The organism is Pseudomonas sp. HP_14 (genome assembly GCF_055283875.1).
The window spans coordinates 1-22775 of the sequence record NZ_JBTOQI010000045.1 but is presented as its reverse complement, the minus strand read 5'-3'; the positions used below and the strand labels follow the sequence as shown (position 1 = coordinate 22775).

Genomic DNA, 22775 nt, shown 5'->3' with positions numbered 1-22775 from the left:
ACAGGAGTTCTTCATGACCAAGACCGTAATCACCAGCGACAAAGCCCCTGCGGCCATCGGCCCTTACTCTCAGGCGATCAAAGCTGGCAATACCGTCTACATGTCCGGGCAAATTCCACTCGACCCTAAAACCATGGAACTGGTTGAAGGCATCGAAGCCCAGGTCGTCCAGGTCTTTGAGAATCTGAAGTCGGTTGCCGAAGCTGCGGGCGGCTCGTTCAAGGACATCGTCAAGCTGAACATCTTCCTGACGGACCTGGGCAACTTCGCCAAGGTCAACGAGATCATGGGCAAGTATTTCGAGCAGCCGTACCCGGCTCGCGCAGCCATTGGCGTGGCTGCCTTGCCACGCGGTTCACAGGTCGAAATGGACGCTATTCTCGTCATCGACTAAAAACCTTGCGGGGTTAACGCCCCGCCGCAGCTGATTAAGGAAGGACCTGCTATGCGCTTTGCGCTTGCCCTCTCGCTGACGGCCGTATTTTTGAGCGGCTGTGCCAGCCACGCTGATCGCAACCCTGACGGTACCTGGATCAATCAAGCGGCCATTGAAGCTGCCGTAAAAGGCGACAATCTGCGCCAGGCACTGCTAGCCAATGGCCCTAACCTGGAATGGCAGATCGATACCAAAACCAGTCAGGCGTTGTATTCCAATGGTTTTGAAGTGGGTGAAGGTAAAATCACCAGCGCTGCCAATGGCAAACTGCGCATCGACTACTACAACTTCGTCGAAGACCTGCAGGTCAAGGGCGACGAGCTGATCCAGGCGGCCAGTGAGTCGGGTCCGGAGCAGCGTTTCGAACAGCCGAAAACCCCTGCCGCCGAAGGTGCGCCGACCGGCTCAAGCTTCGAAGCTGCGCTGTATGGCGCCTACATGGGTGGCAAATGGACCATTGTCAGTGGCGACGGTCAGGGCAATACCGTGCAGTTCAAGCCGGATGGCAGTATTCAGGGCTTGCCGGAAAATGACCGGTACGCGTTGTGCCTGGCTGGCGATTGCGCTGCCATGAGCGGTGAGTACGACAGCATGTGGCTGGAGAAGAACGAGCAGGGCAACCCGTGGATTTTCTCTCGCAAAGGCAAGCAACTGGAGATTTTCCAGGCCGTCAACGCGGCGGAAGCCGACCAGATGCCAGAGCTTCGCCCTGGCCCGCGTCGCTGGTTGCTTGAGTTGAATTGATCGGCAACACAGTTTTCTGTAGGAGCCATTTGTTGGCGAGGCCCAAGGCCAGTCTATTCAGGTCCCGAGTCTCGCCAGCAAGATGCAATTTTCAGAGTTGATCCAGATCCTGTAGATAGCTCACCGAGGTTACGAGGCCGGCGATAGCGGTTTATCTGATACACCGCCATCGCTGGCCTCGTAACCTCGGTGAGCTCCTACAGTCCAACGTTTGGTTCGCGACAACGTGGTGTCAGAGGCTCGGGGGCGGCTCCACAAGAATCACTGCTCAATCAGACCCCAGCAACGCCTCATACCCTTCCTTATAAGTCGGATACCTGGGTGCCCAGCCGAGCGCCCGGGCTCTGCCATTACTGCATCGTTTGCTGCCGGAGCGGCGCAGGCTGGAGTTCTCCGCCCACTGCGTCACGTCCAGATATTCGCGCATCCACTGCACGACTTCCGCCAGTGGCGCAGGTGCGTCATCCACACCGATGTAGCAATCCTCAAGCTCCGCGCCCTGCGCGTCTGCGTTCAGAAGATAAGCCAGCAACCCGGCGGCATCGTCGGAATGGATACGGTTGCCATATAAAGGCGGATCGATCGCCACACTGTAGCCTTGGCGCACCCTGTTGGACAGATCGCTTCGGCCTGGGCCATAGATACCAGTCAGGCGCACGATGCTGGCGGGTATGCCGCTATTGAGGGCGGTTTGCTCGGCTTCCAGCATGATCTTGCCCGAGAAAGTACTCGCGTCGGTTGCTGATGTTTCATCGACCCATTCGCCGTTTTGCTGACCATAGACGCTGCTGCTCGACACGAAAATGATGCGTTTGGGGTGTTGCCCCTGTTCTTCGGCCCAGTGGAGCACTCGCTGCAAGCCTTCGACATAGGCAGCGCGATAGCCAGTCTCGTCGCGCTCCGTGGGCGTTGCGCAATACACCAGATAGTCAATTGCGGTGTTGGGCCAGTTGGGCGGAATTGTTGGTTGGAAAAGATCGCCAGCCACACCTTTCACGCCTTCTGGCAGGCGGGAAATATTGCGCCGCAAGCCGTGAACAACCCATCCCAAGGGGAGCAACTGGAGGGCTAACCGGCTTCCAACATCGCCGCATCCAGCAATCAGAACAGAGGGGGCTTGCATGTCGAATCTCCACATAAAAAGGCGGGGCGCGAACGCCGGATCGGGCCTGAAAGCTGATCGGAGGGCCGCATTTGGACGAAAAAAGTTACTCTATTACTTTTGTTAACAAGAATTACTTGCAATAATACCGGCCCGTTTGTTCTCCTCCAGACGTCGAACGCAACGCGCGACGTAGCAGAGCGACCCACATTTTCTTTACTCAGGTCCGGCCAGCATGACACGTACTACCTCCTCCGCTTCGCCAACCCAGCTACCCAGCCTGCCGCACCGTGCATGGCGTGGTATCGCAGCACTGCTGCTGAGCCTGATGCTTGCTCCTGCTGCACTCGCTGGCCAGGCTGCTCCAGCCAGTCCGGCAACCTCGCCGGCTCCAGTCACCGCACCGGCTACGACCACTGCGCCGTCGGCGGAAACTACTGCACCGGTTGCTCAGGACGGCGCGGCACCGGTTGAAGGCCCGGCGATCGTCGAGCCAGAGGATAACAGCCTCGGCATGTCGCATGACCTGTCGCCTTGGGGCATGTACCAGAATGCCGACATCATCGTTAAGGCCGTAATGATCGGCCTCGCGATTGCATCGATCATTACCTGGACTATCTGGATCGCCAAGGGTTTCGAATTGCTGGGCGCCAAGCGTCGCCTGCGTACTGAAATCGCCAACCTGAAAAAGGCTCGTACCCTGTCCGAAGCCAGTGAAAGCGCTGCCAAAGAAGGTACGCTGGCTAACCTGCTGGTACATGACGCGATGGAAGAGATGCGTTTGTCGGTAAACAGCCGCGAACGTGAAGGTATCAAGGAGCGTGTGAGCTTCCGTCTGGAGCGTCTGGTTGCCGCTTGTGGTCGCAACATGAGCATGGGCACCGGCGTCCTCGCGACTATCGGTTCGACGGCGCCGTTCGTGGGTCTGTTCGGTACTGTATGGGGCATCATGAACAGCTTCATCGGTATCGCCAAAACCCAGACCACCAACCTGGCTGTTGTTGCGCCCGGTATTGCCGAAGCCTTGCTGGCTACCGCGCTGGGTCTGGTGGCCGCGATTCCGGCGGTGGTTATCTACAACGTCTTCGCCCGCTCCATCGCCGGTTACAAGGCGCAGGTTTCCGACGCTTCTGCACAGGTTCTGCTGTTGGTCAGCCGTGATCTCGATCACCAGCCGACTGCCGACCGCTCTCAGTCGCCACACATGGTCAAGGTGGGCTAAACCTTGGGCATGCATCTAAAGGAAGGCGACGACGATCTCGCCGAAAACCACGAAATCAACGTCACGCCGTTCATCGACGTCATGTTGGTACTGTTGATCATCTTCATGGTGGCAGCTCCTCTGGCGACAGTAGACATTAAAGTCGACCTGCCTGCCTCGACCGCCAAGCCGCAACCCCGGCCTGAGAAACCTGTATTCCTCAGCGTCAAGGCTGACCAGAGCGTGTACCTGGGCGACGACAAGGTTGCTCGTGAGCAACTGGGGCAGGTTCTCGATGCCCGGACCAAGGGCAAGAAGGACACCACGATCTTCTTCCAGGCCGATAAAGGTGTGGATTACGGCGACCTGATGGAAGTCATGAACGCTTTGCGCTCTGCGGGCTACCTCAAAGTTGGTCTGGTCGGTCTCGAGACGGTTGGTAAGAAATGATCAGTTCGCGCCAAAAACTGACGCGCTATAGCGGTAGTCTGTTGTTGGTGCTGGCCGTGCATGCCATCGCGATTGTGGTCGCGCTTCGCTGGCCTGCATCCCAAGCCATCGAGCTGCCACCGGCAGCCATGATGGTTGAGCTGGCACCTGAGCCAGAACCGGCACCGCCGCCTCCGCCGCAAGTGGTTCAGCCGCCTCAGCCTCCAGCCCCCGAGGAAGAAATCATTCCCAAAGTGGCGGAAGTCGAGAAGGCTGAAATCGCCGTGCCCAAGCCCGTGGTCAAGCCAAAGCCCAAGCCGCAGCCGCCAAAGCCGGTGAAAAAGCCTGAGCCGCCGCAGGATTTGCCAGCTGACGAAAAACAGGTCGATACGCCGCCAACGACGGCCAAGGTCGAGAAATCGGCTGCGCCGACGCCGCCAAGTCAGCCTGCGCCGCCGAGTACTGCGCTGCCTAGCTGGCAGAGCGATCTGCTGAAGCATCTGGCGAAGTTCAAGAAATACCCTGAAGACGCTCGTCGTCGAGGCATGCAAGGGGTAAGTCGTCTGCGCTTTGTGGTTGATGCCGATGGTAATGTCCTTTCGTACTCAATCGCCAGCAGTTCGGGCAGTCCGGCGCTGGACAGGGCCACTATGGAGATGATCCGTCGTGCCCAGCCGTTGCCGAAACCGCCAGCGGAAACGTTGAACAACGGCACCATCGAGATCCTGGCACCGTTCGTTTACTCGCTGGACAGGCGTTAAGTCGCAATTTTGATACAACGCAGGCACTTGATAACGTGCGTCTATCGATTGCAGCCGCTATGCTGGGGCCGCAACTTCATGGACGCACGTTATGACTCTCACAGAATTGCGCTACATCGTTACCCTCGCTCAGGAACAGCATTTCGGCCACGCTGCCGAACGCTGTCACGTCAGCCAGCCGACTTTATCGGTGGGCGTCAAAAAGCTCGAAGATGAACTTGGTGTGCTTATCTTCGAGCGCAGCAAGAGTGCTGTGCGTTTGACGCCCGTGGGTGAAGGCATCGTCGCTCAAGCGCAAAAGGTCCTGGAGCAAGCTCAGGGCATTCGCGAGCTGGCTCAAGCAGGTAAGAACCAGCTGACCGCGCCGCTCAAGGTCGGTGCCATTTATACCGTTGGCCCTTACCTGTTCCCGCATCTGATCCCGCAACTGCACCGGGTTGCCCCGCAGATGCCGTTGTACATTGAAGAAAACTTCACTCATGTACTGCGCGACAAGCTGCGTAATGGCGAGCTGGACGCAATTATCATTGCGTTGCCGTTCAACGAAGCTGACGTGCTGACCATGCAGCTGTACGACGAGCCGTTCTACGTCCTGATGCCTGCCGATCATCCGTGGACCCAGAAAGAAACCATTGATGCCTCGGCACTCAATGACAAGAGCCTGTTGCTGCTGGGTGAAGGCCACTGCTTCCGCGATCAGGTGCTGGAAGCGTGCCCGACCCTGACCAAGGGCAGCGAGGGTGCCAAGCACACGACAGTAGAGTCCAGCTCTCTGGAGACCATTCGCCACATGGTGGCTTCCGGTCTGGGGATCTCTATTCTGCCGATGTCGGCAGTGGACAGCCATCATTACGCGCCTGGCGTTATTGAAGTTCGTCCGCTGACCCCGCCGGTGCCGTTCCGTACGGTAGCGATTGCCTGGCGCGCCAGCTTCCCGCGGCCGAAGGCGATTGAAATCCTCGCCGACTCCGTGCGGTTGTGCTCTGTGGCACGTCCGAAAACCGAAGCGAGCTGAGTGGCCTGATGAGCGAGTTGTCTCAAGTCTCGGTCACCGCGCTCAAGGGCGTTGGCGAGGCTATGGCCGAGAAGCTCGCCAAGGTCGGGCTGGAAAATCTGCAGGATGTGTTGTTTCACCTGCCGTTGCGTTATCAGGACCGAACCCGTGTAGTGCCTATAGGTCAGTTGCGGCCTGGGCAAGATGCAGTGATCGAAGGCACGGTCAGTGGCGCGGATGTGGTCATGGGCAAGCGTCGCAGCCTCTTGGTACGTCTGAACGACGGTACCGGAAGCCTGAGCCTGCGTTTTTATCACTTCAGTAACGCGCAGAAGGACGCGCTCAAGCGCGGGACTCACATCCGTTGTTTTGGTGAAGCCCGGCCGGGTGCGTCAGGTCTGGAAATTTACCATCCGGAATACCGTGCGCTGACCGGCAGCGAGCCCGCGCCTGTTGAGCAAACGCTCACGCCGATCTACCCCACGACCGAAGGTCTGACCCAGCAACGCTTGCGCCAGCTCAGTCAGCAAACCCTGACGATGCTCGGGCCAAAAAGCCTGCCTGACTGGTTGCCTGAAGAGCTTGCGCGGGACTATCAGCTTGCACCGCTGGATGACGCGATCCGCTACCTGCATCACCCACCGGCTGATGCTGATGTTGAAGAGCTCGCGTTGGGACACCACTGGGCCCAGCACCGGTTGGCGTTTGAAGAACTCCTGACCCATCAATTGTCCCAGCAGCGTTTGCGCGAAAGCCTGCGCTCGCAAAGGGCTCCGGCATTGCCAGTGGCCAAAAAACTGCCAAAGCAGTTTCTTGCCAACCTCGGTTTTGCACCTACTGGTGCGCAGCAGCGTGTAGGTAAGGAAGTTGCCTACGATTTGAGTCAGCCTGAGCCGATGTTGCGTTTGATTCAGGGCGATGTCGGGGCCGGTAAAACCGTTGTGGCCGCCCTCGCCGCCCTGCAGGCGCTGGAGGCCGGTTACCAGGTGGCGTTGATGGCGCCGACCGAGATTCTTGCCGAACAGCACTACATTAATTTCAAGCGCTGGCTGGAACCGCTGGGTATCGAAACCGCCTGGCTGGCTGGCAAGCTCAAAGGCAAGGCCCGAGCCGCTTCTCTTGAGCAGATCGCGGGTGGGACGCCAATGGTCGTAGGCACTCACGCGTTGTTTCAGGACGAGGTGCAGTTCAAGAATCTCGCACTGGTGATTATCGACGAGCAGCACCGTTTTGGCGTGCAGCAGCGTCTGGCTCTACGCAAGAAGGGGGTCGGCGGTCTGATGTGCCCGCACCAGTTGATCATGACGGCTACACCGATTCCGCGCACGTTGGCGATGAGCGCGTATGCGGATCTGGATACGTCGATTCTCGACGAGCTGCCGCCCGGACGTACTCCGGTCAATACCGTATTGGTGGTGGATACCCGGCGCATTGAGGTGATTGAGCGCGTGCGGGCTGCCTGCGCGGAAGGTCGCCAGACGTATTGGGTCTGCACCTTGATCGAGGAGTCTGAAGAGCTCACGTGTCAGGCGGCGGAAACGTCTTTTGAGGAATTGACCAGCGCGCTGGGTGAGTTCCGGGTAGGCCTGATTCACGGCCGCATGAAGCCTGCCGAGAAGGCAGCGGTCATGGCCGAGTTCAAGCAGGGCGCGCTGCAATTGCTGGTGGCGACGACGGTAATCGAGGTCGGTGTCGACGTTCCCAACGCCAGCCTGATGATTATCGAAAACCCCGAGCGCCTCGGGCTGGCGCAGTTGCACCAGCTCCGTGGTCGCGTAGGCCGTGGCAGTGCCGTCAGCCATTGCGTGCTGCTCTACCATCCGCCGCTATCGCAAATAGGTCGCCAGCGTTTGGGCATCATGCGTGAAACCAACGATGGCTTCGTGATTGCCGAAAAGGATCTTGAGTTGCGTGGTCCCGGCGAAATGCTGGGTACCCGGCAAACCGGGCTGCTGCAATTCAAGGTCGCAGACCTGATGCGCGACGCCGACCTGCTTCCAGCGGTGCGTGATGCCGCTCAGGCCCTGCTTGAACGGTGGCCGCAGCATGTCAGCCCACTGCTGGAGCGTTGGCTTCGTCATGGGCAGCAATACGGTCAGGTGTGATGCAGGTCGTCGCTTTGATGATCGCATCACACCCGAAACAGCCAAGCTGGTTATACTTCAGCGACTGTAAGAATTTGGATACCCGCCATGACAGAAGTTGCCCACGTCGATGAAGCGCCTCATGCCCCCTCCGTCATTCGGCAGTTGCTTGGCAAATTAGCGATTAGTTACCGCGAGGTGGATGAATCTCCACACCTGCCCGCAGCCCGTATCGTCCAGGCGGTACTGGTCGAGGACGCTGTCGGGGCACTTCTGATCCTGTTTCCGCAGAGCCAGTTACTGGACCTCAGCCGCATCACCGAGCTAACCGGTCGCAAGCTGGTCGCCGTGTCTCATGCGCGGATGCTGAAGATGTTGGCCAAGCACAGCCTGCACGTGTTGCCAGGCCTGCCTGCGCTGACCAGTTCGCCTTGCCTGTATGACGACCGTCTGTTGCAGGAGCCGTCAGTGTTGATCGGCTCGGGCGAGCCCGGGATTTTGCTGGAGATTAGCAGCGAAGACTTCAAGTCCATGTTGAGCAAAGCCAGCGCCGCTCATTTTGGCGAGTTGCTGAGCACGATTCATCCAAACCTCGATCGTCCCGATGATGATCGCGAAGAGATTACCCAGGCCATGCACGCCTTCACGGCGCGCCGCATCCAGCAGCGTCTGGAAGCGACTCTGGAAATCCCGCCGCTGGCTGAAACCGCGCAGAAGATCATCAAGCTGCGTGTCGACCCTGACGCAACCATCGATGACATCACTGGCGTGGTCGAGACTGATCCGGCGCTGGCGGCACAGGTTGTGAGTTGGGCGGCATCGCCTTACTACGCGTCCACCGGCAAGATCCGTTCGGTTGAAGATGCCATCGTGCGTGTTCTGGGGTTCGATCTGGTGATCAATCTGGCGTTGGGCCTGGCGCTGGGCAAAACCCTTAGCTTGCCCAAGGATCACCCGCAACAGACCACGCCTTACTGGCAGCAGTCGATTTATACCGCTGCTGTTATTGAGGGGCTGACTCGCGCAATGCCTCGGGCACAGCGTCCTGAGGCGGGCCTGACGTATCTGGCCGGGTTGCTGCACAACTTCGGCTATCTGCTGCTGGCCCACGTGTTCCCGCCGCATTTCTCGTTGATCTGCCGCCAGTTGGAAGTGAACCCGCACTTGCACCACAGCTACGTCGAGCAACATTTGCTGGGCATCAGCCGTGAGCAAATGGGGTCGTGGTTGATGCGTTACTGGGATATGCCGGACGAGTTGTCCACAGCGCTGCGCTTTCAGCACGACCCGACTTACGACGGTGAGCACAGCGCTTACGCTAATCTGGTCTACCTCTCGGTACGCCTGCTGCGCCAGAACGGCATCGGTTCGGGACCCAAGGAAGACATTCCTGACGAGCTCTTCGCCCGCTTGAGCCTGACCCGTGAAAAAGCAGAGGAGTCAGTGCGCAAGGTGCTTGAGGCAGAAGTACTGCTACGGGAACTGGCTTCGCAGTTCGCCAGCTGATTGTTGGAGCAAGGCTTGCCCGCGAATCAGGCGACGCGTTGTCGCTGGCAAACCGCGTTATCGTTCTTCGCGGGCAAGCCTCGCTCCAACAGGTTCTTGTCAAACCGTTTCTCCCGGCTCCCCTGGCAACTGCTCATCCAGGTGCAGCCACGGCAAGCGGTTGTCCGTCCAGATATGACGATCCGCAGGGGCCAGCTCCGGTTGGTCAAAAGTGGCGACGGTGACGTCTATGTCCTGCGGGTTGTTGCGCGAGAATAATGCTAGCTGGGCACCGCAGTTATTGCAGAAATAACGCACACAGGTCGGGCCGGAGTCGTATGTCGTCGGGCTGCCTTCGGTCCATTCGAATGACGTTACAGGCACTGAAATCCAGGTCATGACAATCCCGCCGGAGGTGCGTCGGCAGATTGAGCAATGGCAATGAGCGATGTCCTGCAGCGGTGCATCAAACTGATAACGCAGATTGCCGCAATGGCATCCGCCGGTAGTGATCTGGCCCATATCCCTTTTCCCTTGTTCTGGACGTGCTGATGAGCTTCTGACCGTTCAGGCTCGCATTCGTCATAAAAAACTAACGCTCAAAGGTTTCAGCAGCGAAAGCTGAATGAAAGCTTGGCCGATTAGCATCCATCCACCGCCGGCAACAGACCGGTCAGCCACATGTGCGTTTCAAGACGTACAAAGGCCCAGTTAACAACAACAAATGGTGACCCTGATGTGCTCTAGTGCCCTGCTGCATTCCCCGCTTTCGCCCCCACTCCCTGCGCCGCTCTTTTTGAGCTGATTAGCCTTTTGCCTTAGCCAATCGCGTACCGCCTGGAGTATTTACTATGTTGACCTTCCTTGGCTTTGCCATGGTGATTGCTTTCATGTACCTGATCATGAGCAAGCGCCTTTCCGCGCTGATTGCCCTGATTCTGGTGCCGATCCTGTTTGCCATTTTCGGCGGTTTCGCCACCGAAATCGGCCCGATGATGCTGGCCGGTATCACCAAGCTCGCGCCGACTGGCGTCATGCTGATGTTCGCCATTCTGTACTTCGCCTTGATGATCGACTCGGGTCTGTTCGACCCGGCCGTGCGTCAGATTCTGAGGTGGGTCAAAGGCGACCCGATGAAAGTATCGGTGGGTACTGCGGTGCTGGCACTGGTGGTTTCTCTGGACGGTGACGGCGCAACGACTTACATGATCTGCGTCGCAGCGATGCTGCCGCTGTACAGCCGCATCGGTATGAGCCCACGCATCATGGCCGGCCTGATCATTCTGGCGGGCGGCATCATGAACATGACCCCATGGGGTGGGCCGACCGCCCGCGCAGCCAGTGCGTTGCATGTGGAAGCATCCGATATTTTCGTACCGATGATTCCGGCCATGTTCGCCGGGGTGGTTGCACTTCTGCTGATTGCTTACTTCTATGGCAAGCGTGAGCGCGCTCGTTTGGGCGAACTGCATCTGCAGGGCGATGAAGCCGATCACAGCGAAATCAGTGTTTCACAGTTTCCGGATGCTCGTCGTCCGAAGATGATCTGGTTCAACGGTGCGCTGACACTGGTGCTGATGATCTCGCTGATCATGAGCCTGTTGCCGTTGCCAGTGCTGTTCATGATCGCGTTCAGTATCGCGATGATCATCAACTACCCCAACATGCAGGATCAGAAAGACCGTGTGGCGGCTCACGCCGGTAGCGTGCTCTCAGTGGTAGGTTTGATCTTCGCCGCAGGTATCTTCACCGGCATTCTGACCGGCACGGGCATGGTTGATGCCATGTCCAAGAGTCTGTTGGCAGTGATTCCGGACGCAATGGGCCCGTACCTTGCGGTCATTACTGCACTGGTCAGCATGCCGTTTACCTTCTTCATGTCCAACGACGCGTTCTACTTTGGCGTGTTGCCGGTATTGACTGAAGCGGCTGCTCACTACGGTATCTCGCCGGTGGAAATGGCCCGTGCCTCCATCGTCGGTCAGCCGGTTCACTTGCTCAGCCCGCTGGTTCCTTCGACTTACCTGCTGGTAGCACTGGCCGGTATCGAATTCGGTGACCACCAGCGCTTCACCTTGAAGTGGGCAGTTCTGGTTTGCCTGTGCATAATGGTTGCCGCTTTGCTGATGGGGATCTTTCCTTTCTACAGCAGTCTATAAAGTCGGCTCACTTGTTTTGCGGCCCATGCCCCGGTCTTCATCGTCGGGTCTGGGCCGCAAAAGTTTAAACGCTCAAAGGATTACAAAATGGAATGGCTGACCAGTCCTGAAATATGGATTGCTTTCTTTACCCTGACTGCCCTGGAGATTGTTCTGGGCATCGACAACATCATCATGATCTCGATCTTGGTCAGCCGCATGCCCAAGCACATGCAGGCGCGTACCCGGATTTTCGGTCTGGCGCTGGCCATGGTCACCCGCATCCTGCTGCTGCTATCGATTACGTGGGTCATGCGTCTGACCGCTGATCTGTTCGTAGTGATGGGGCAGGGCATTTCGGGCCGCGACCTGATTCTGTTCTTTGGTGGTCTGTTCCTGCTGTGGAAAAGCTCGCAAGAGATCTACCACGGCCTGGAAGGCGAAGAAGAATCGGCGGACGCACCGGGTGGCAAAGGTGGCAAGTTCATCTACACCATCATCCAGATCGCGATCATCGACATCGTGTTCTCGCTGGACTCAGTGATCACTGCTGTCGGCATGGTTTCCCACGTGCCGGTCATGGTGGCCGCGATTGTGGTTGCCGTACTGGTGATGATGTTGTGCGCAGGTACCATCAGCGACTTCATCGAGAAGCACCCATCGCTCAAGATGTTGGCGCTGTCGTTCCTGATCGTTGTCGGTACCGTATTGATCGCCGAAGCGTTCGACGTGCATGTGCCTAAAGGTTACGTGTACTTCGCAATGGCGTTCTCCCTTGCTGTTGAAGCGATCAACATCAAGATGCGCATCGCGCACGCCAAGAAGAAGGCGCAAAGCGAGCCGGTCAAGCTGCGTAAAGACGTTCCGGGGCAGTAAACCGGTGTGTTGTTAAAAAAACGGGGCGCAGTGATGTGCCCCTTTTTTTTGCTGATGGCCCGGCCGCTATACCTGTAGGAGTGAACTTGTTCGCGAACGGCTGCGTAGCAGTCTTAAATCTGGCGACTCTGTTTCAGCAAATGCACCGAGTCGCTGCCGTTGCTGCCGCTTCGCGCCAGATCGCGAACACGTTCACTCCTACAGGGGAGTGCGCGGCCTGTACGCAAATGTAGATGGCTGATTTATTACAGATTTGTTTCAATGGGCTGATGCGATGCAATGCTGGCATTTAAGCCAAAGGCCGACTAAAGGTTAGTAAAGCCATTACACGCGCCATTCGCTGCACCTTCAATTCATTGCCCGCATGGGCACACCTCAGGGGGCTTTCCGTATGCTGACCCTGCTCGATTTGCTTTCGGCCGTGGCCTTGCTGATCTGGGGCACTCACATTGTTCGTACCGGCATTTTGCGCGTGTACGGCGCGCAGTTGCGTCAGGTCATCAGCCAGAACATGTCCAAGCGTCCGCTGGCTTTTATCGCCGGTATCCTGGTGACCGCGGTTGTGCAGAGCAGCAATGCCACCGCCATGTTGGTGACTTCATTTGTGGGTCAGGGCCTGATGGCGCTGACCCCTGCTCTGGCGATCATGCTGGGTGCGGATGTCGGTACCGCGTTGATGTCGCGTGTTCTGACGTTTGATTTGTCCTGGCTGTCGCCACTGCTGATTTTTCTCGGCGTGGTTTTCTTCCTGTCTCGCAAGCAAACCCGCCTGGGCCAGCTCGGCCGTGTTGCTATTGGCCTCGGGTTGATTGTGCTGGCACTGCAATTGATCGTCACCGCTGCTGCGCCAATCACGCAAAACGCGGGCGTCAAAGTGTTGTTCGCTTCGTTAACCGGTGATTTGCTGCTGGATGCCTTGGTTGGCGCGTTGTTCGCAATGATCTCCTACTCAAGCCTTGCCGCAGTTCTGCTGACCGCAACGCTGGCGGGGGCTGAGATCATCAGTCTGCCGGTTGCTATCGGTCTGGTGATCGGCGCCAACATCGGCAGCGGCATGCTGGCATTCCTCAGTACCAGCATGCAGAACGTGGCCGGTCGCCAAGTGGCGCTGGGCAGCTTGCTGTACAAGTTGTTTGGCCTGCTGCTGGTTATTCCGGTGCTTGATCCGCTGGTGCACTGGATCGACAGCCTGGGCTTCAGCCCGCAAGACATGGTCATCGGCTTTCACCTGATCTACAACACCGCGCGCTGCCTGGTCATGTTGCCCACGGTCGGTCCAATGGCGCGGCTGTGTTCGGTCATCTTGCCGGAGCGTCCTGAACTAAACGGGTTGGCCAAGCCGCGCCATCTGGACCTGACAGCACTTTCTACGCCCAGCCTGGCGTTGGCCAACGCGGTGCGGGAAACCCTGCGCATGGGCGACCTGATCGAAGGCATGCTCGGCTCGATGCTGGAAGTGTTGCGCGGTACACAAACGTCCATGACCCAGGAAATGCGGCGCCTCAACGATGATGTCGAGGCGCTGTACAGCGCAATCAAGCTGTATCTGGCGCAGATGCCCCGGGAAGATCTCGGCGAGCAAGACAACCGGCGCTGGGCGGAGATCATCGAGCTGACGATCAATCTGGAACTGGCTGCCGGATTGATCGAACGCATGCTGCGCAAAATCCAGCAGCAGAAAACCTCTCAGCGCCGCTCGTTTTCCGAGGTCGGGTTAGAAGAGCTGGCGGGCCTGCAGTCCCAGTTGTTATCCAACTTGCGGCTGGGGCTGTCGGTGTTTCTCAGCAGCGATCCGGAAAGCGCTCGCCAGTTGTTGCGTGAGAAACGCCGCTTCCGGGCACAGGAACGACGTCTGGCCCACGCACACGTCAGCCGCTTACAGCGCAAAGTCGTGCAGAGCCTTGAGACCAGCTCGCTGCACCTTGAGCTGATCGCCGACATGAAGCGTCTCAACTCGCTGTTCTGCAGCAGTGCCTACGCGGTGCTGGAAACTGCTGACACCGGCGCACTGTCTAGCGAAAGCGAGCCTGAGCAGTCAGCGTAAAAGACGGGATGTGAACGTACCGGGCACATCGAAGTCTGTTAGACATACCGATCCGCAAGGAAGCAATGTTTTATGCGTTGCCTGCTGTTCGCTTGTCTGTTTTTGATCGCACTGCCTTCATCTGCTCTCGACCGTTTTCAGGTTGAGGGCTACCTGTTGCCCAACGGTCTGCAACTGCTGCTCAAACCTGGCTATGAGAAAGGCCATGTGGCGATTCGCCTGGTAGTCGGCATAGGCTTTGATGACTTTTCTTGCGAAGACAAAGAGCTGCCGCATCTGCTGGAGCACTTGCTGTTCAGCGGTGTTGATGATGCAGGCGAAGGTGGGCTGGAAGAGCGCATGCAGGCGCTGGGGGGCGACTGGAACGCCTTCACCAGTAATACCGATACTACGTTCGTGATTGAAGCCCCGGCGCAAAACCAGCGCAAGGTGCTGGATCTGCTACTGGAAGTGCTGACCAAAACTCACTTCGATCAGGCTGATCTGGATACGGTGAAACGTATCGTCGAGCGTGAAGACGGCGGCCATTACTCGCACTTGCAGCGCTGGCTGGACCGCAAGGATCTGGGCCATGGAGCCAGCAGCCAGTTGGCCGTGGAGATGGGCCTCAAATGTGCCGAGCGTCCGCAAGTCGATCACATCACTCTGGAACAGGTTCAAGAGGTTTTCAGTTCCTGGTATGCACCCAACAACATGACGCTGATCATGGTGGGCGACCTGGATCGGCTGCTGCCTGGCTATATGGAGCGTACGTTTGGTGAACTGGACGCGCTCGATCCCATAGAGCATCCGCCCTTGGCCGAGGCCAATGACAATGCCGAGAATGACCGCACGTTGATTCGCGGCGCATTGGGCGACGCCGCGCGGCTGCATTTGATTTTCAATGAACCGTTGCTGGACGATCAGCACGATGAAACGCTGGAGTTGGTCAGCGACTACCTCGAATGGGCGCTCTATAGCGACCTGCGACTCAAGCATGGTTTGTCCTACGGGCCGTGGGTCGATCGGGAAGTGTTTGGTGGCAGCGGTTTCATGAGTCTGAATGCTGATCTTGAGCGCGATGACGTTGATCAGGCCAAGGAAGACATCCGGGTCATGCTTGAGCATCTGCAGACCGATGGTCTTGATCCGGCGGCATTCGCTCGTATCAAGCAAGCGACCATCGCCAAGCAGGCCTGGGCCGTGCAGGGCAACAGTGCCCTGGCGGATTATTACTGGGGCGCGCTCAACGACTACGAGAAGGGCCGGTTTGCAGATCCGTCCAAGCGTTATAAAGCGGTTAGTCTGGACAGCGCCAACCGTGCTCTGCGTGAGTTACTCAAACAGAAGAGCTACTGGCGCACTGAACAGCCGCTGCTGAGTTATGACGGGCTGTTCTGGCTGACGACGGCAGTGGCGGGCTTACTGGTGTTGCTGGTGGGATGGCGAGTAAGTGCTTATCGTCGGCGCGTTGTGGACACTTGAGTCTCGCGGCAAACATTGGACCTGTAGGAGTGTGCTTGCTCGCGATAGCGTTTAATCAGGCAAAGTTGTTCTGATTGATGAATTGCTACCGGGAGCAATGTGGATCGCCAACCCGGTCACTCCTACAGGGTTTTGTATTAGCCCCGCCACCGGCGCAGCTCCCGAGATAGCCGTATCAGAACACCGAACAATGAATTCACTGGCAGCACTGTTATCCTGCTGACCCTTTTTCCAGCCACCAAGTGAATCGCCGAAATGCCTCAATGGAAATCCCTGCTCACCCGCATCGTTGAACTGATGAAGCGTTATCCGGGGCTGATTGCGGCGGGTGGTTTCATTTCGGGTATTGCGAGCTTCATCCTCGTCGATCGCCAGGAAGGCCTGGCGACGTGGATTGCGGTGGTCATGCTGCTCAGCTGGCTGTGGTTGATGGTCGAAAGCAGCGCCATGGTGCTGTTCACCAAAGTCTTCAAACGCCAGATCCCTGCCGGACTGCTGCGTTATGGCACGCAGATGATCCACCAGGAGAGTCTGTTCTTCGTCCTGCCGTTCTTCTTCATCACCACCACATGGAACAGCGCCCAGGCGATTTTTACCGGGATGCTGGGCGCGGCTGGGCTGATTTCCATCATTGACCCGCTGTACTACAAATGGCTCGCGCCCCGGCGCTGGCTGTTTATGGCGCTGCATACGCTGACGCTCTTTGCAGCATTGCTGACCGCGTTGCCGATCATCCTGCACCTGACCACGGCCGAGAGTTACAAACTGTCGCTTGGCATCGCCATGCTGCTGTCATTCCCCAGCCTGATATCGAGTTTCCCGGTCAACAGCTGGCGGCGCGGAGTCGGAGTGGTCGTGACCATTCTGGTTATTGGCGGCGCAGGCTGGCTGCTACGTTCCTGGGTGCCACCTGCAACTTTGTGGCTTACCGAGGTGGCGGTGAGTACCGACTTCGACAACAAGAACCGTACTCCCGGCGATAGCATTACTGAAGTGAGCGCCAATCAGGTCCGCAGCAGTGGTTTGTACGCCTACACCTCGATCAATGCCCCGCGTGGTCTGGATGAGCGCATTTATCACGTGTGGAGGCACAACGGCAAAGAGGTCGACCGTATCGCGCTGGATATCCATGGCGGTCGTAAGGAAGGCTACCGGGCATGGACTCACAAGCGTAATTTCCCGCAGGACGCTGTTGGCAAATGGCAGGTGAGGGTGCTGACAGAAGACGGGCAGATGATTGGTGTGCTGCGCTTTGAAGTCGCCGAGGCTGATCAGCCCGCAGTCACTCGACCGGGCGGCCGTATCATCCGCCTCAAGCCGGGTGGTGATGACAGCGCCAGTGATAAAGAGGAAGCCGCACCACAAGGTTCAGAGCCGGAGTTGAAGCAACCTGAGGCCGCTCAGCCTGAAGCGGCTCAGCCGGACGTGAAACCAGAGGCTGCCGAGCCTGCGGCCGAGCAGCCATGAGTATTACTGCGCAGTAGCCCCGAAGAACCAGTAAGTGACCATGATCGCTGCGATCACGCCGCAAAGTTCAGCCAGCAGCGCGCAGCCCACTGCATGGCGGGCGCGCTGAATGCCTACAGCACCGAAGTAGACAGCCAGCACGTAGAACGTGGTTTCGGTACTGCCTTGAATCGTCGCGGCTGCCAGAGCCGCGAAGCTGTCCACGCCTTGGGTCTGCATGGTCTCGATCAGCAGTGCCCGGGCTGCACTACCTGAGAATGGCTTGACCATTGCGGTGGGCAGAGCGTCGACAAAGCGGGTGTCGAGACCGAGCCATTGAACCAGGTGACGAATGCCTTCCAGGCCCAGATCCAAAGCACCCGAAGCACGCAGCACGCCGACCGCGCAGAGCATCGCTACCAGATAGGGCAACAGGCCTTTGGCGACGTCGAAACCTTCCTTCGCGCCTTCGACAAACGCCTCATAGACCTGCACCTTGCGCAACGCGCCGATCACCAGAAACATAATGATCAGGCCGAACAACGTCAGGTTTCCGAGGATGGAAGAGAGGCCCGCCAATGCTGCCGCCGACATGGTTGCCAGTAATGCCATGAAACCGCCGAGGAGCAGTGCGCCGGGGATCAGGTAGGCCAGCACGACCGGATCCCACAGCCGCAGACGCTGCATGAATGCAACCGACAACAGGCCGACGATCGTTGAGGCGCTGGTTGCCAGCAGGATCGGCAGGAACACCAGCGTAGGGTCCACTGCACCTTGCTGGGCGCGATACATGAAAATAGAGACGGGCAGCAGGGTCAGCGAAGACGCGTTGAGTACCAGAAACAGAATCTGCGCATTACTGGCGGTGGTCTGGCTGGGGTTCAGTTCCTGCAGGGAACGCATGGCCTTGAGGCCGATAGGCGTTGCCGCGTTATCCAGTCCCAGAGCGTTAGCAGCGAAGTTGAGCGTAATCAGGCCAAGGGCGGGGTGGCCAGAGGGGACTTCGGGCATCAGACGTAGAAACAGCGGGCCGAGGACTTTTGCCAGCCAGTCGACGATCCCGGCTTTCTCCGCAATTCGCAGAAAGCCCAGCCAGAGCGTCAGTGTGCCAAACAGCAGCACCATGACTTCAACCGACAGCTTGGCCATGGCGAAGATGCTTTCGACCATGGCTGCGAAAATGCCAGCGTTACCACCAATCAGCCACTGGCCGAATGCGGAGATTGCTGCAATCAGAAAAAAACCGAGCCATAGAGCGTTAAGCATTCACAAGTCCCCCGCAAGATGCCGCGATGATAGCGGTGCAAGGGCAAACAACAAACCCTGGACGTGTCGGATAAACCGGTAGGAGCGAATTCATTCGCGAAGCGGTGTGTCAGCCCCGGATATTTTTCAGGACCGCCGCCGTCGCGAATGAATTCGCTCCCACGGGAAATACCATTTCAATCCGGGCGACGGAGCGGCTATAAAAGCCGCCCCTTTTTACTCAGCGCAAAATCTTCGGAGCTTCATCCCTTGGCAGATTGTTCTGCTGCATCGGCTGCCCGGTGTATTCCACTTCGCCGCGCAGTTGCTCGCGCAGTTGGCGGGCGACATCCACACCGATTGATTGGGACACGTCCCGCACAACACGGGGGCGATTCAGAGAGACTTTAACGTCGCGGCTGTTGACCAGTTTGGTGTCCTGCCCCTCACCCATGGCCGTGAACGCCGAGGTGATTTCGAAAGTCCGGGTGTTGATCAGGCTGAAGTCCGCCACCAGCGTCAGACCCAGAATCGCCGAATAGCTGTTGGTGTTGGCCAGCTCGCCGATGTCCTGCTGGAAGTCGACATCCGAAACGGTGCCGAACAACACGTAGTCCGCGCCCTTGAAGCTGCCGTTCTTGATGCGCTTGATGACGTCATAAACGTCCTCTTTGGACCCGGCGGTGTAGGGCGTCCCCTGCACAAGCTGGAACATCCCGGACTTGAGAATCTCGCCTTTGATATCGCCGCTGAATTTGCGCAGCTCTCCCTGCTCGATATAGCTGTAGCGAGCCTCGTACTCGTCATAGCTGGATGAGCCGCTGGCGCTGTAGTAGTTAGCCTGGAAGTTGTTCTTTGCCGAAACAGTGTGGATATAAGCCTCTACACGTTCCTGAAAAGCCAGGTCGGTGACTGCGATTTTCGGTGCGGCCTGAACGCCGAAGGCGCACAACAGGCCGAAGATACCCATCCATGCACGCATTGATTAACGCTCCGTGGTTTTGCGGATTTCTTTCTCGTCCATCCACTCAGCCAGCCCGCTTTCTACATCGATCAGTTGCAGGCTGAATTTATAGAAGACGTCCTTGTAATCGGCACTGCGCTTGACGATGGAGCTGATCGAGCCTTCCAGGCGGTACTTGGCAGCGACCATATTGCCGGTTTTGCTGACAGTCGATTTCTTGTACAGGCCGCTCTGGTTTTGCAGCTTGAGCTGATCAACCTGGCTCTGCATTTCAGTATTGTCGCTGGCGAAGCGGGCGGTACCGGATTTCATCAGTTGGGTCTTGATCGACGTGGTGATCTCACGGGTGTCGATGTACTCGCTGGTCTTGTTCTTTACGTCGTAAACCTGAACCACCGGACGGCCTTGCAGAATGCCGGATTGAGCCAGCGAGCGAGTCATGGACTCGGCGATCATCTGCAGATCGGTGGAGCCGAATTCGTTGGTGATGGTTTCAACAGCTTTGGTGTCGCCGTAGCTGATGTTCTTGCTGCCCAGCGACGGTGAGTTGTTGGCGCAACCGGTGGCGAGCAGGGCGACAGCGGCGATGGAGCACAGGCGGATAAACAGCATTCGGGAGTTCTCTTCAACTGAACAAAATAGGGGGTAGATCAAGGCGTCTTCACTTCGAGGCGAAAGTCAGTGGCTTTCGGCGTCGGTGCAATAGCGGGCAGGTAGCTGGTCTGGGTGCCATACAGTGTCGTGCTTTTCCAGGCCTCTGCATCGGCTACGGGAAAGCCGTCGTTGCCCAGCCAGGCGAAGCGGTAATACATCTGCTTGTTGTAGCTGCTGGTGTTATTGAGCTGCACATTGACGGTGAGAAACCCGTTTTCGCGGGCAACGCGCATGGCACCTACTTCGATGTTCTTCATGTTACCCAGCGGCACCACTTTGCTGGCCGCGCTGCCGGGCGCCGGTGGCGGCGGGGTGGCGCAGCCCACAAGCAGGGCCATAGCGAGTGCGCCGAGAATCTTGATACGCATGGTGGGACTCCGTTCAGGGTTGTTTGGTGGTCGCGATGGCTTGCGGTGCAGTCGATGGCATTACCTGAGCAATCAGGCCGTCGGTATAAACCTGATTGCCAATGGCACGCAGCGCGACGACTTGATAACGCTGATCAACCTTGACCTGCACATGGGTACCGCCGGTGGTGGAAGGCAGGATCACGCTATGCATGCCTTGAGGCAGGCGCAGGCGGGCAACCTGAGTGTTGTCCGGCAGCGTGCGCCAGGTACGTGTGTCTGCACCTTCGGTAATGGCTGAGGCGATACCCACGGCCAGACCGGCAAGCGGGTTCACGTCATTGATCTGCTTTTGCGCGACGCCGCGGGTAATCGCACGAACGGTGGTGCGCAGAATGATCCCGGGCATGTCATCACGCAGTGCGCGACGAGACATATCAGTGGTGCTGTTGAGTTTGGTCAGGTTGATCTGCTGACCGTCCAGGCCGATCTGGGTGAAGGCTGCGGTGGTTGTGTCCGGCTTGATCACCGGGAACGACAGCGGGGTGATCACCAGGTTGCCGCTGATGGGCAGTGGCAGCGGAATGCGCACCGAATCGCGTGCCGGAGCAAAGCCACTCTGTACCACGATCAGCACTTCGCTGTAGCCGTCCTTGCTCTGCTCGCTGTCGAGCTTGAGTAGTGCTTCATCGAGCAGTGGCGTGTTCGGACGTAGTTCTGCCGCCTTGCGGTAACCCGGCGCAGCCAGGCCTTTCTCGCCCATGGCTTCATAGACGAAGCCGGACAGGTAATGGCTGAACGCACTCTGATAGCTGTTCTTGAGGCCAACAACTTCAGGTGCATCAAGGGAGGCTACCGGGTAGCCCTTCAGGTCCTTGAATTCGGTTTTTACGCCTTTGCTTTCTGCCTCTTCTTCGCTCTTCAGGTATTCCTTGTCACGCAGTTCTGCAATCACGGCTTCACGTTCGTGAGTTTTCTTGATCTCGACGCGTGCGCCTTCAAAGTCATTCTTCGCCAGCAGGTTCAAAGCCATCTGCGTGGTCAGCATGACCTTTTCATAGTCATAACCTTCGTAGCGACGCACTTTGTCATTGACCAGGAAGCTGCCGAACTGGGCCAGGTACTTGTCGGTGTCCAGCTTGACGGACTCTTCCCACTGGTAGACCACGTTATCAGCGGCCCGCCATGCGGTCTGGCTGCCTGCAAGGTCACCCTTGGCGCGCAGCAACTCGCCCTTCTCGAAGTAGTAGAGCAGATCCTTGTCGGCGCTGGTGTTGTTCTTTTCCAGCACGCCCAAGGCACCGTCAACGTTGCCGCTGGCAAGCTGCAGGTTGGTTTCTTTGAGTTCGGTGTCGTAGCTACGGAAGGCAGAGCAGCCTGTCAGTTGCAGAGCAGCGAGCAGCACAAGAGCAGTCAATGCACGAGAAGACATGAAGCTTCATTCCCTGAAATAGATAGCAGGGACTGAGCCAGCCGCTATGCAAATCCGTTTGAAAAAGCAGCCTTCTGTTGGCGGCTCAATGAGACCCCCTGTTGCGAGCGAATGTCGTTTGCAGCGCAGGGCGCGGGATTATAAGCGGCATCCTTGCGCTGACAATGGCTTTTTGATGGCTCACAAGCTTTTAGGCTGATTCCTACGCTTACGGAGAGAACTGCCTCACATAAAATTTCCTCATGCGCCGCAATTTTTCATCAATGACAGGGTTATGTAAGCGGCATAGCTATGCAAATATCTGCTGCTTTCGGCGCTCGCCCCACACGAAGGAGACCTGTGTTTTGCCAACCTCAACCGCCAGCAACATCCAGATTTATCGTTTCGAGAGCGCCGATCAGCAGGGCGTTGTCGACGTGATCCTGCCCATCCAGCGCGAAGAGTTCGGCATAGCGATAACCGCTGAAGACCAGCCGGACCTGCAAGCCATTCCGGACTTCTATCAGGTCGGCAACGGTGATTTCTGGGTTGCTAAACAGGACGGGCAGGTGATCGGCACCATCGGCCTCAAAGACATCGGCGCGCAGCAGACAGCCCTGCGCAAAATGTTCGTGGCGGCGCCTTTTCGCGGGCGTGAGTTCGGGGTTGCAGCGAAGTTGCTCAGCACCTTGCTTGAGGAGGCCTGGCAGCGCGGCGTGAAAGACATCTACCTGGGCACCACCGACAAGTTTCTGGCTGCGCACCGGTTTTACGAAAAACACGGTTTTGCTCAGGTGGCTAAAGAAGAGTTGCCGGAGAGCTTTCCGGTGATGAAGGTGGACAGCAAGTTTTACGTGTTGCGGCGTGTCTGAGTGGCGTTTGTGGGGGGCGGGGGGGGGGGGGGGGGGGGGGGGGGGGGGGGGGGGGGGCGGGGGGGGGGGGGCCGGCGG

General features: G+C 57.9%; 21 protein-coding genes. 14 read left to right on the top strand and 7 right to left on the bottom strand.

Annotated features, from left to right (window positions below):
* Positions 1-13: 13 nt before the first annotated feature.
* Positions 14-394 (top strand): RidA family protein, encoded by a 381-nt coding sequence (locus tag ACYASS_RS24370; protein ID WP_122667335.1) that lies wholly within the window; start codon positions 14-16, stop codon positions 392-394.
* Positions 395-445: 51 nt separating this feature from the next.
* Entirely contained in the window at positions 446-1180 is a 735-nt protein-coding gene (locus tag ACYASS_RS24365; protein WP_243244523.1) for a hypothetical protein, read from the top strand.
* 268 nt (positions 1181-1448) lie between these two features.
* Here ACYASS_RS24365 and ACYASS_RS24360 read toward each other — a convergent pair whose 3' ends face one another.
* Positions 1449-2303: an SDR family oxidoreductase gene (locus ACYASS_RS24360; RefSeq protein WP_463588014.1), complete on the bottom strand. Its 855-nt coding sequence runs from the start codon at positions 2301-2303 to the stop codon at positions 1449-1451.
* 214 nt (positions 2304-2517) lie between these two features.
* Here ACYASS_RS24360 and exbB point away from each other — a divergent pair, with 214 nt between their 5' ends.
* From exbB to ACYASS_RS24330, 6 genes are all read left to right on the top strand, one after another.
* Positions 2518-3504: a tonB-system energizer ExbB gene (gene exbB / locus ACYASS_RS24355; RefSeq protein ID WP_463588013.1), complete on the top strand. Its 987-nt coding sequence runs from the start codon at positions 2518-2520 to the stop codon at positions 3502-3504.
* Between the two features lie 3 nt (positions 3505-3507).
* Positions 3508-3933, top strand: a complete 426-nt coding sequence (exbD, locus tag ACYASS_RS24350) for a TonB system transport protein ExbD (protein ID WP_087271656.1) — start codon at positions 3508-3510, stop codon at positions 3931-3933.
* Entirely contained in the window at positions 3930-4673 is a 744-nt protein-coding gene (locus ACYASS_RS24345) for an energy transducer TonB (RefSeq protein WP_463588012.1), read from the top strand. Before exbD ends, ACYASS_RS24345 begins: the two co-directional genes overlap by 4 nt.
* A gap of 91 nt (positions 4674-4764) precedes the next feature.
* A complete protein-coding gene (locus ACYASS_RS24340; RefSeq protein ID WP_122667341.1) occupies positions 4765-5688 on the top strand; it encodes a hydrogen peroxide-inducible genes activator in 924 nt (307 codons plus the stop codon).
* Between the two features lie 8 nt (positions 5689-5696).
* On the top strand, positions 5697-7772 hold the full coding sequence (gene recG, locus ACYASS_RS24335) for an ATP-dependent DNA helicase RecG (protein WP_122667342.1): 2076 nt from the start codon (positions 5697-5699) through the stop codon (positions 7770-7772).
* 87 nt (positions 7773-7859) lie between these two features.
* Positions 7860-9257 (top strand): HDOD domain-containing protein, encoded by a 1398-nt coding sequence (locus ACYASS_RS24330; protein ID WP_463588011.1) that lies wholly within the window; start codon positions 7860-7862, stop codon positions 9255-9257.
* A 99-nt stretch (positions 9258-9356) separates the two neighbouring features.
* On the opposite strand, the gene ACYASS_RS24325 is transcribed toward ACYASS_RS24330, so the two are convergent.
* Positions 9357-9758: a GFA family protein gene (locus tag ACYASS_RS24325; protein ID WP_463588010.1), complete on the bottom strand. Its 402-nt coding sequence runs from the start codon at positions 9756-9758 to the stop codon at positions 9357-9359.
* Between the two features lie 329 nt (positions 9759-10087).
* On the opposite strand from ACYASS_RS24325, the gene ACYASS_RS24320 reads away from it, so the two are divergent.
* From ACYASS_RS24320 to ACYASS_RS24300, 5 genes are all read left to right on the top strand, one after another.
* A complete protein-coding gene (locus ACYASS_RS24320; protein ID WP_087271672.1) occupies positions 10088-11395 on the top strand; it encodes a CitMHS family transporter in 1308 nt (435 codons plus the stop codon).
* A gap of 87 nt (positions 11396-11482) precedes the next feature.
* Positions 11483-12250, top strand: a complete 768-nt coding sequence (locus tag ACYASS_RS24315) for a TerC family protein (protein ID WP_243244516.1) — start codon at positions 11483-11485, stop codon at positions 12248-12250.
* Positions 12251-12641: 391 nt separating this feature from the next.
* Entirely contained in the window at positions 12642-14294 is a 1653-nt protein-coding gene (locus ACYASS_RS24310; RefSeq protein ID WP_463588009.1) for a Na/Pi cotransporter family protein, read from the top strand.
* Between the two features lie 72 nt (positions 14295-14366).
* Positions 14367-15758, top strand: a complete 1392-nt coding sequence (locus tag ACYASS_RS24305) for a M16 family metallopeptidase (RefSeq protein WP_463588008.1) — start codon at positions 14367-14369, stop codon at positions 15756-15758.
* A 255-nt stretch (positions 15759-16013) separates the two neighbouring features.
* Positions 16014-17225: a DUF5924 family protein gene (locus tag ACYASS_RS24300; protein WP_463588007.1), complete on the top strand. Its 1212-nt coding sequence runs from the start codon at positions 16014-16016 to the stop codon at positions 17223-17225.
* 3 nt (positions 17226-17228) lie between these two features.
* On the opposite strand, the gene ACYASS_RS24295 is transcribed toward ACYASS_RS24300, so the two are convergent.
* The 5 genes from ACYASS_RS24295 to ACYASS_RS24275 all read right to left on the bottom strand — a co-directional run bounded on the left by ACYASS_RS24295 (position 17229) and on the right by ACYASS_RS24275 (position 21846).
* Positions 17229-18470: a nucleoside recognition domain-containing protein gene (locus tag ACYASS_RS24295; RefSeq protein WP_463588006.1), complete on the bottom strand. Its 1242-nt coding sequence runs from the start codon at positions 18468-18470 to the stop codon at positions 17229-17231.
* 220 nt (positions 18471-18690) lie between these two features.
* Positions 18691-19431, bottom strand: a complete 741-nt coding sequence (locus ACYASS_RS24290; protein WP_463588005.1) for a penicillin-binding protein activator LpoB — start codon at positions 19429-19431, stop codon at positions 18691-18693.
* Between the two features lie 3 nt (positions 19432-19434).
* Positions 19435-20022 carry a penicillin-binding protein activator LpoB gene (gene lpoB, locus ACYASS_RS24285; RefSeq protein ID WP_463588139.1) on the bottom strand — a complete coding sequence of 196 codons (588 nt, stop codon included), beginning with the start codon at positions 20020-20022 and terminating at the stop codon, positions 19435-19437.
* Positions 20023-20063: 41 nt separating this feature from the next.
* Positions 20064-20435 (bottom strand): YcfL family putative periplasmic lipoprotein, encoded by a 372-nt coding sequence (locus ACYASS_RS24280; RefSeq protein WP_463588004.1) that lies wholly within the window; start codon positions 20433-20435, stop codon positions 20064-20066.
* A gap of 13 nt (positions 20436-20448) precedes the next feature.
* On the bottom strand, positions 20449-21846 hold the full coding sequence (locus ACYASS_RS24275) for a COG3014 family protein (protein ID WP_463588003.1): 1398 nt from the start codon (positions 21844-21846) through the stop codon (positions 20449-20451).
* Between the two features lie 344 nt (positions 21847-22190).
* On the opposite strand from ACYASS_RS24275, the gene ACYASS_RS24270 reads away from it, so the two are divergent.
* Complete coding sequence (locus ACYASS_RS24270; RefSeq protein ID WP_463588002.1) at positions 22191-22697, top strand: GNAT family N-acetyltransferase; 507 nt, start codon at positions 22191-22193, stop codon at positions 22695-22697.
* The last annotated feature ends 78 nt before the right edge of the window (positions 22698-22775 follow it).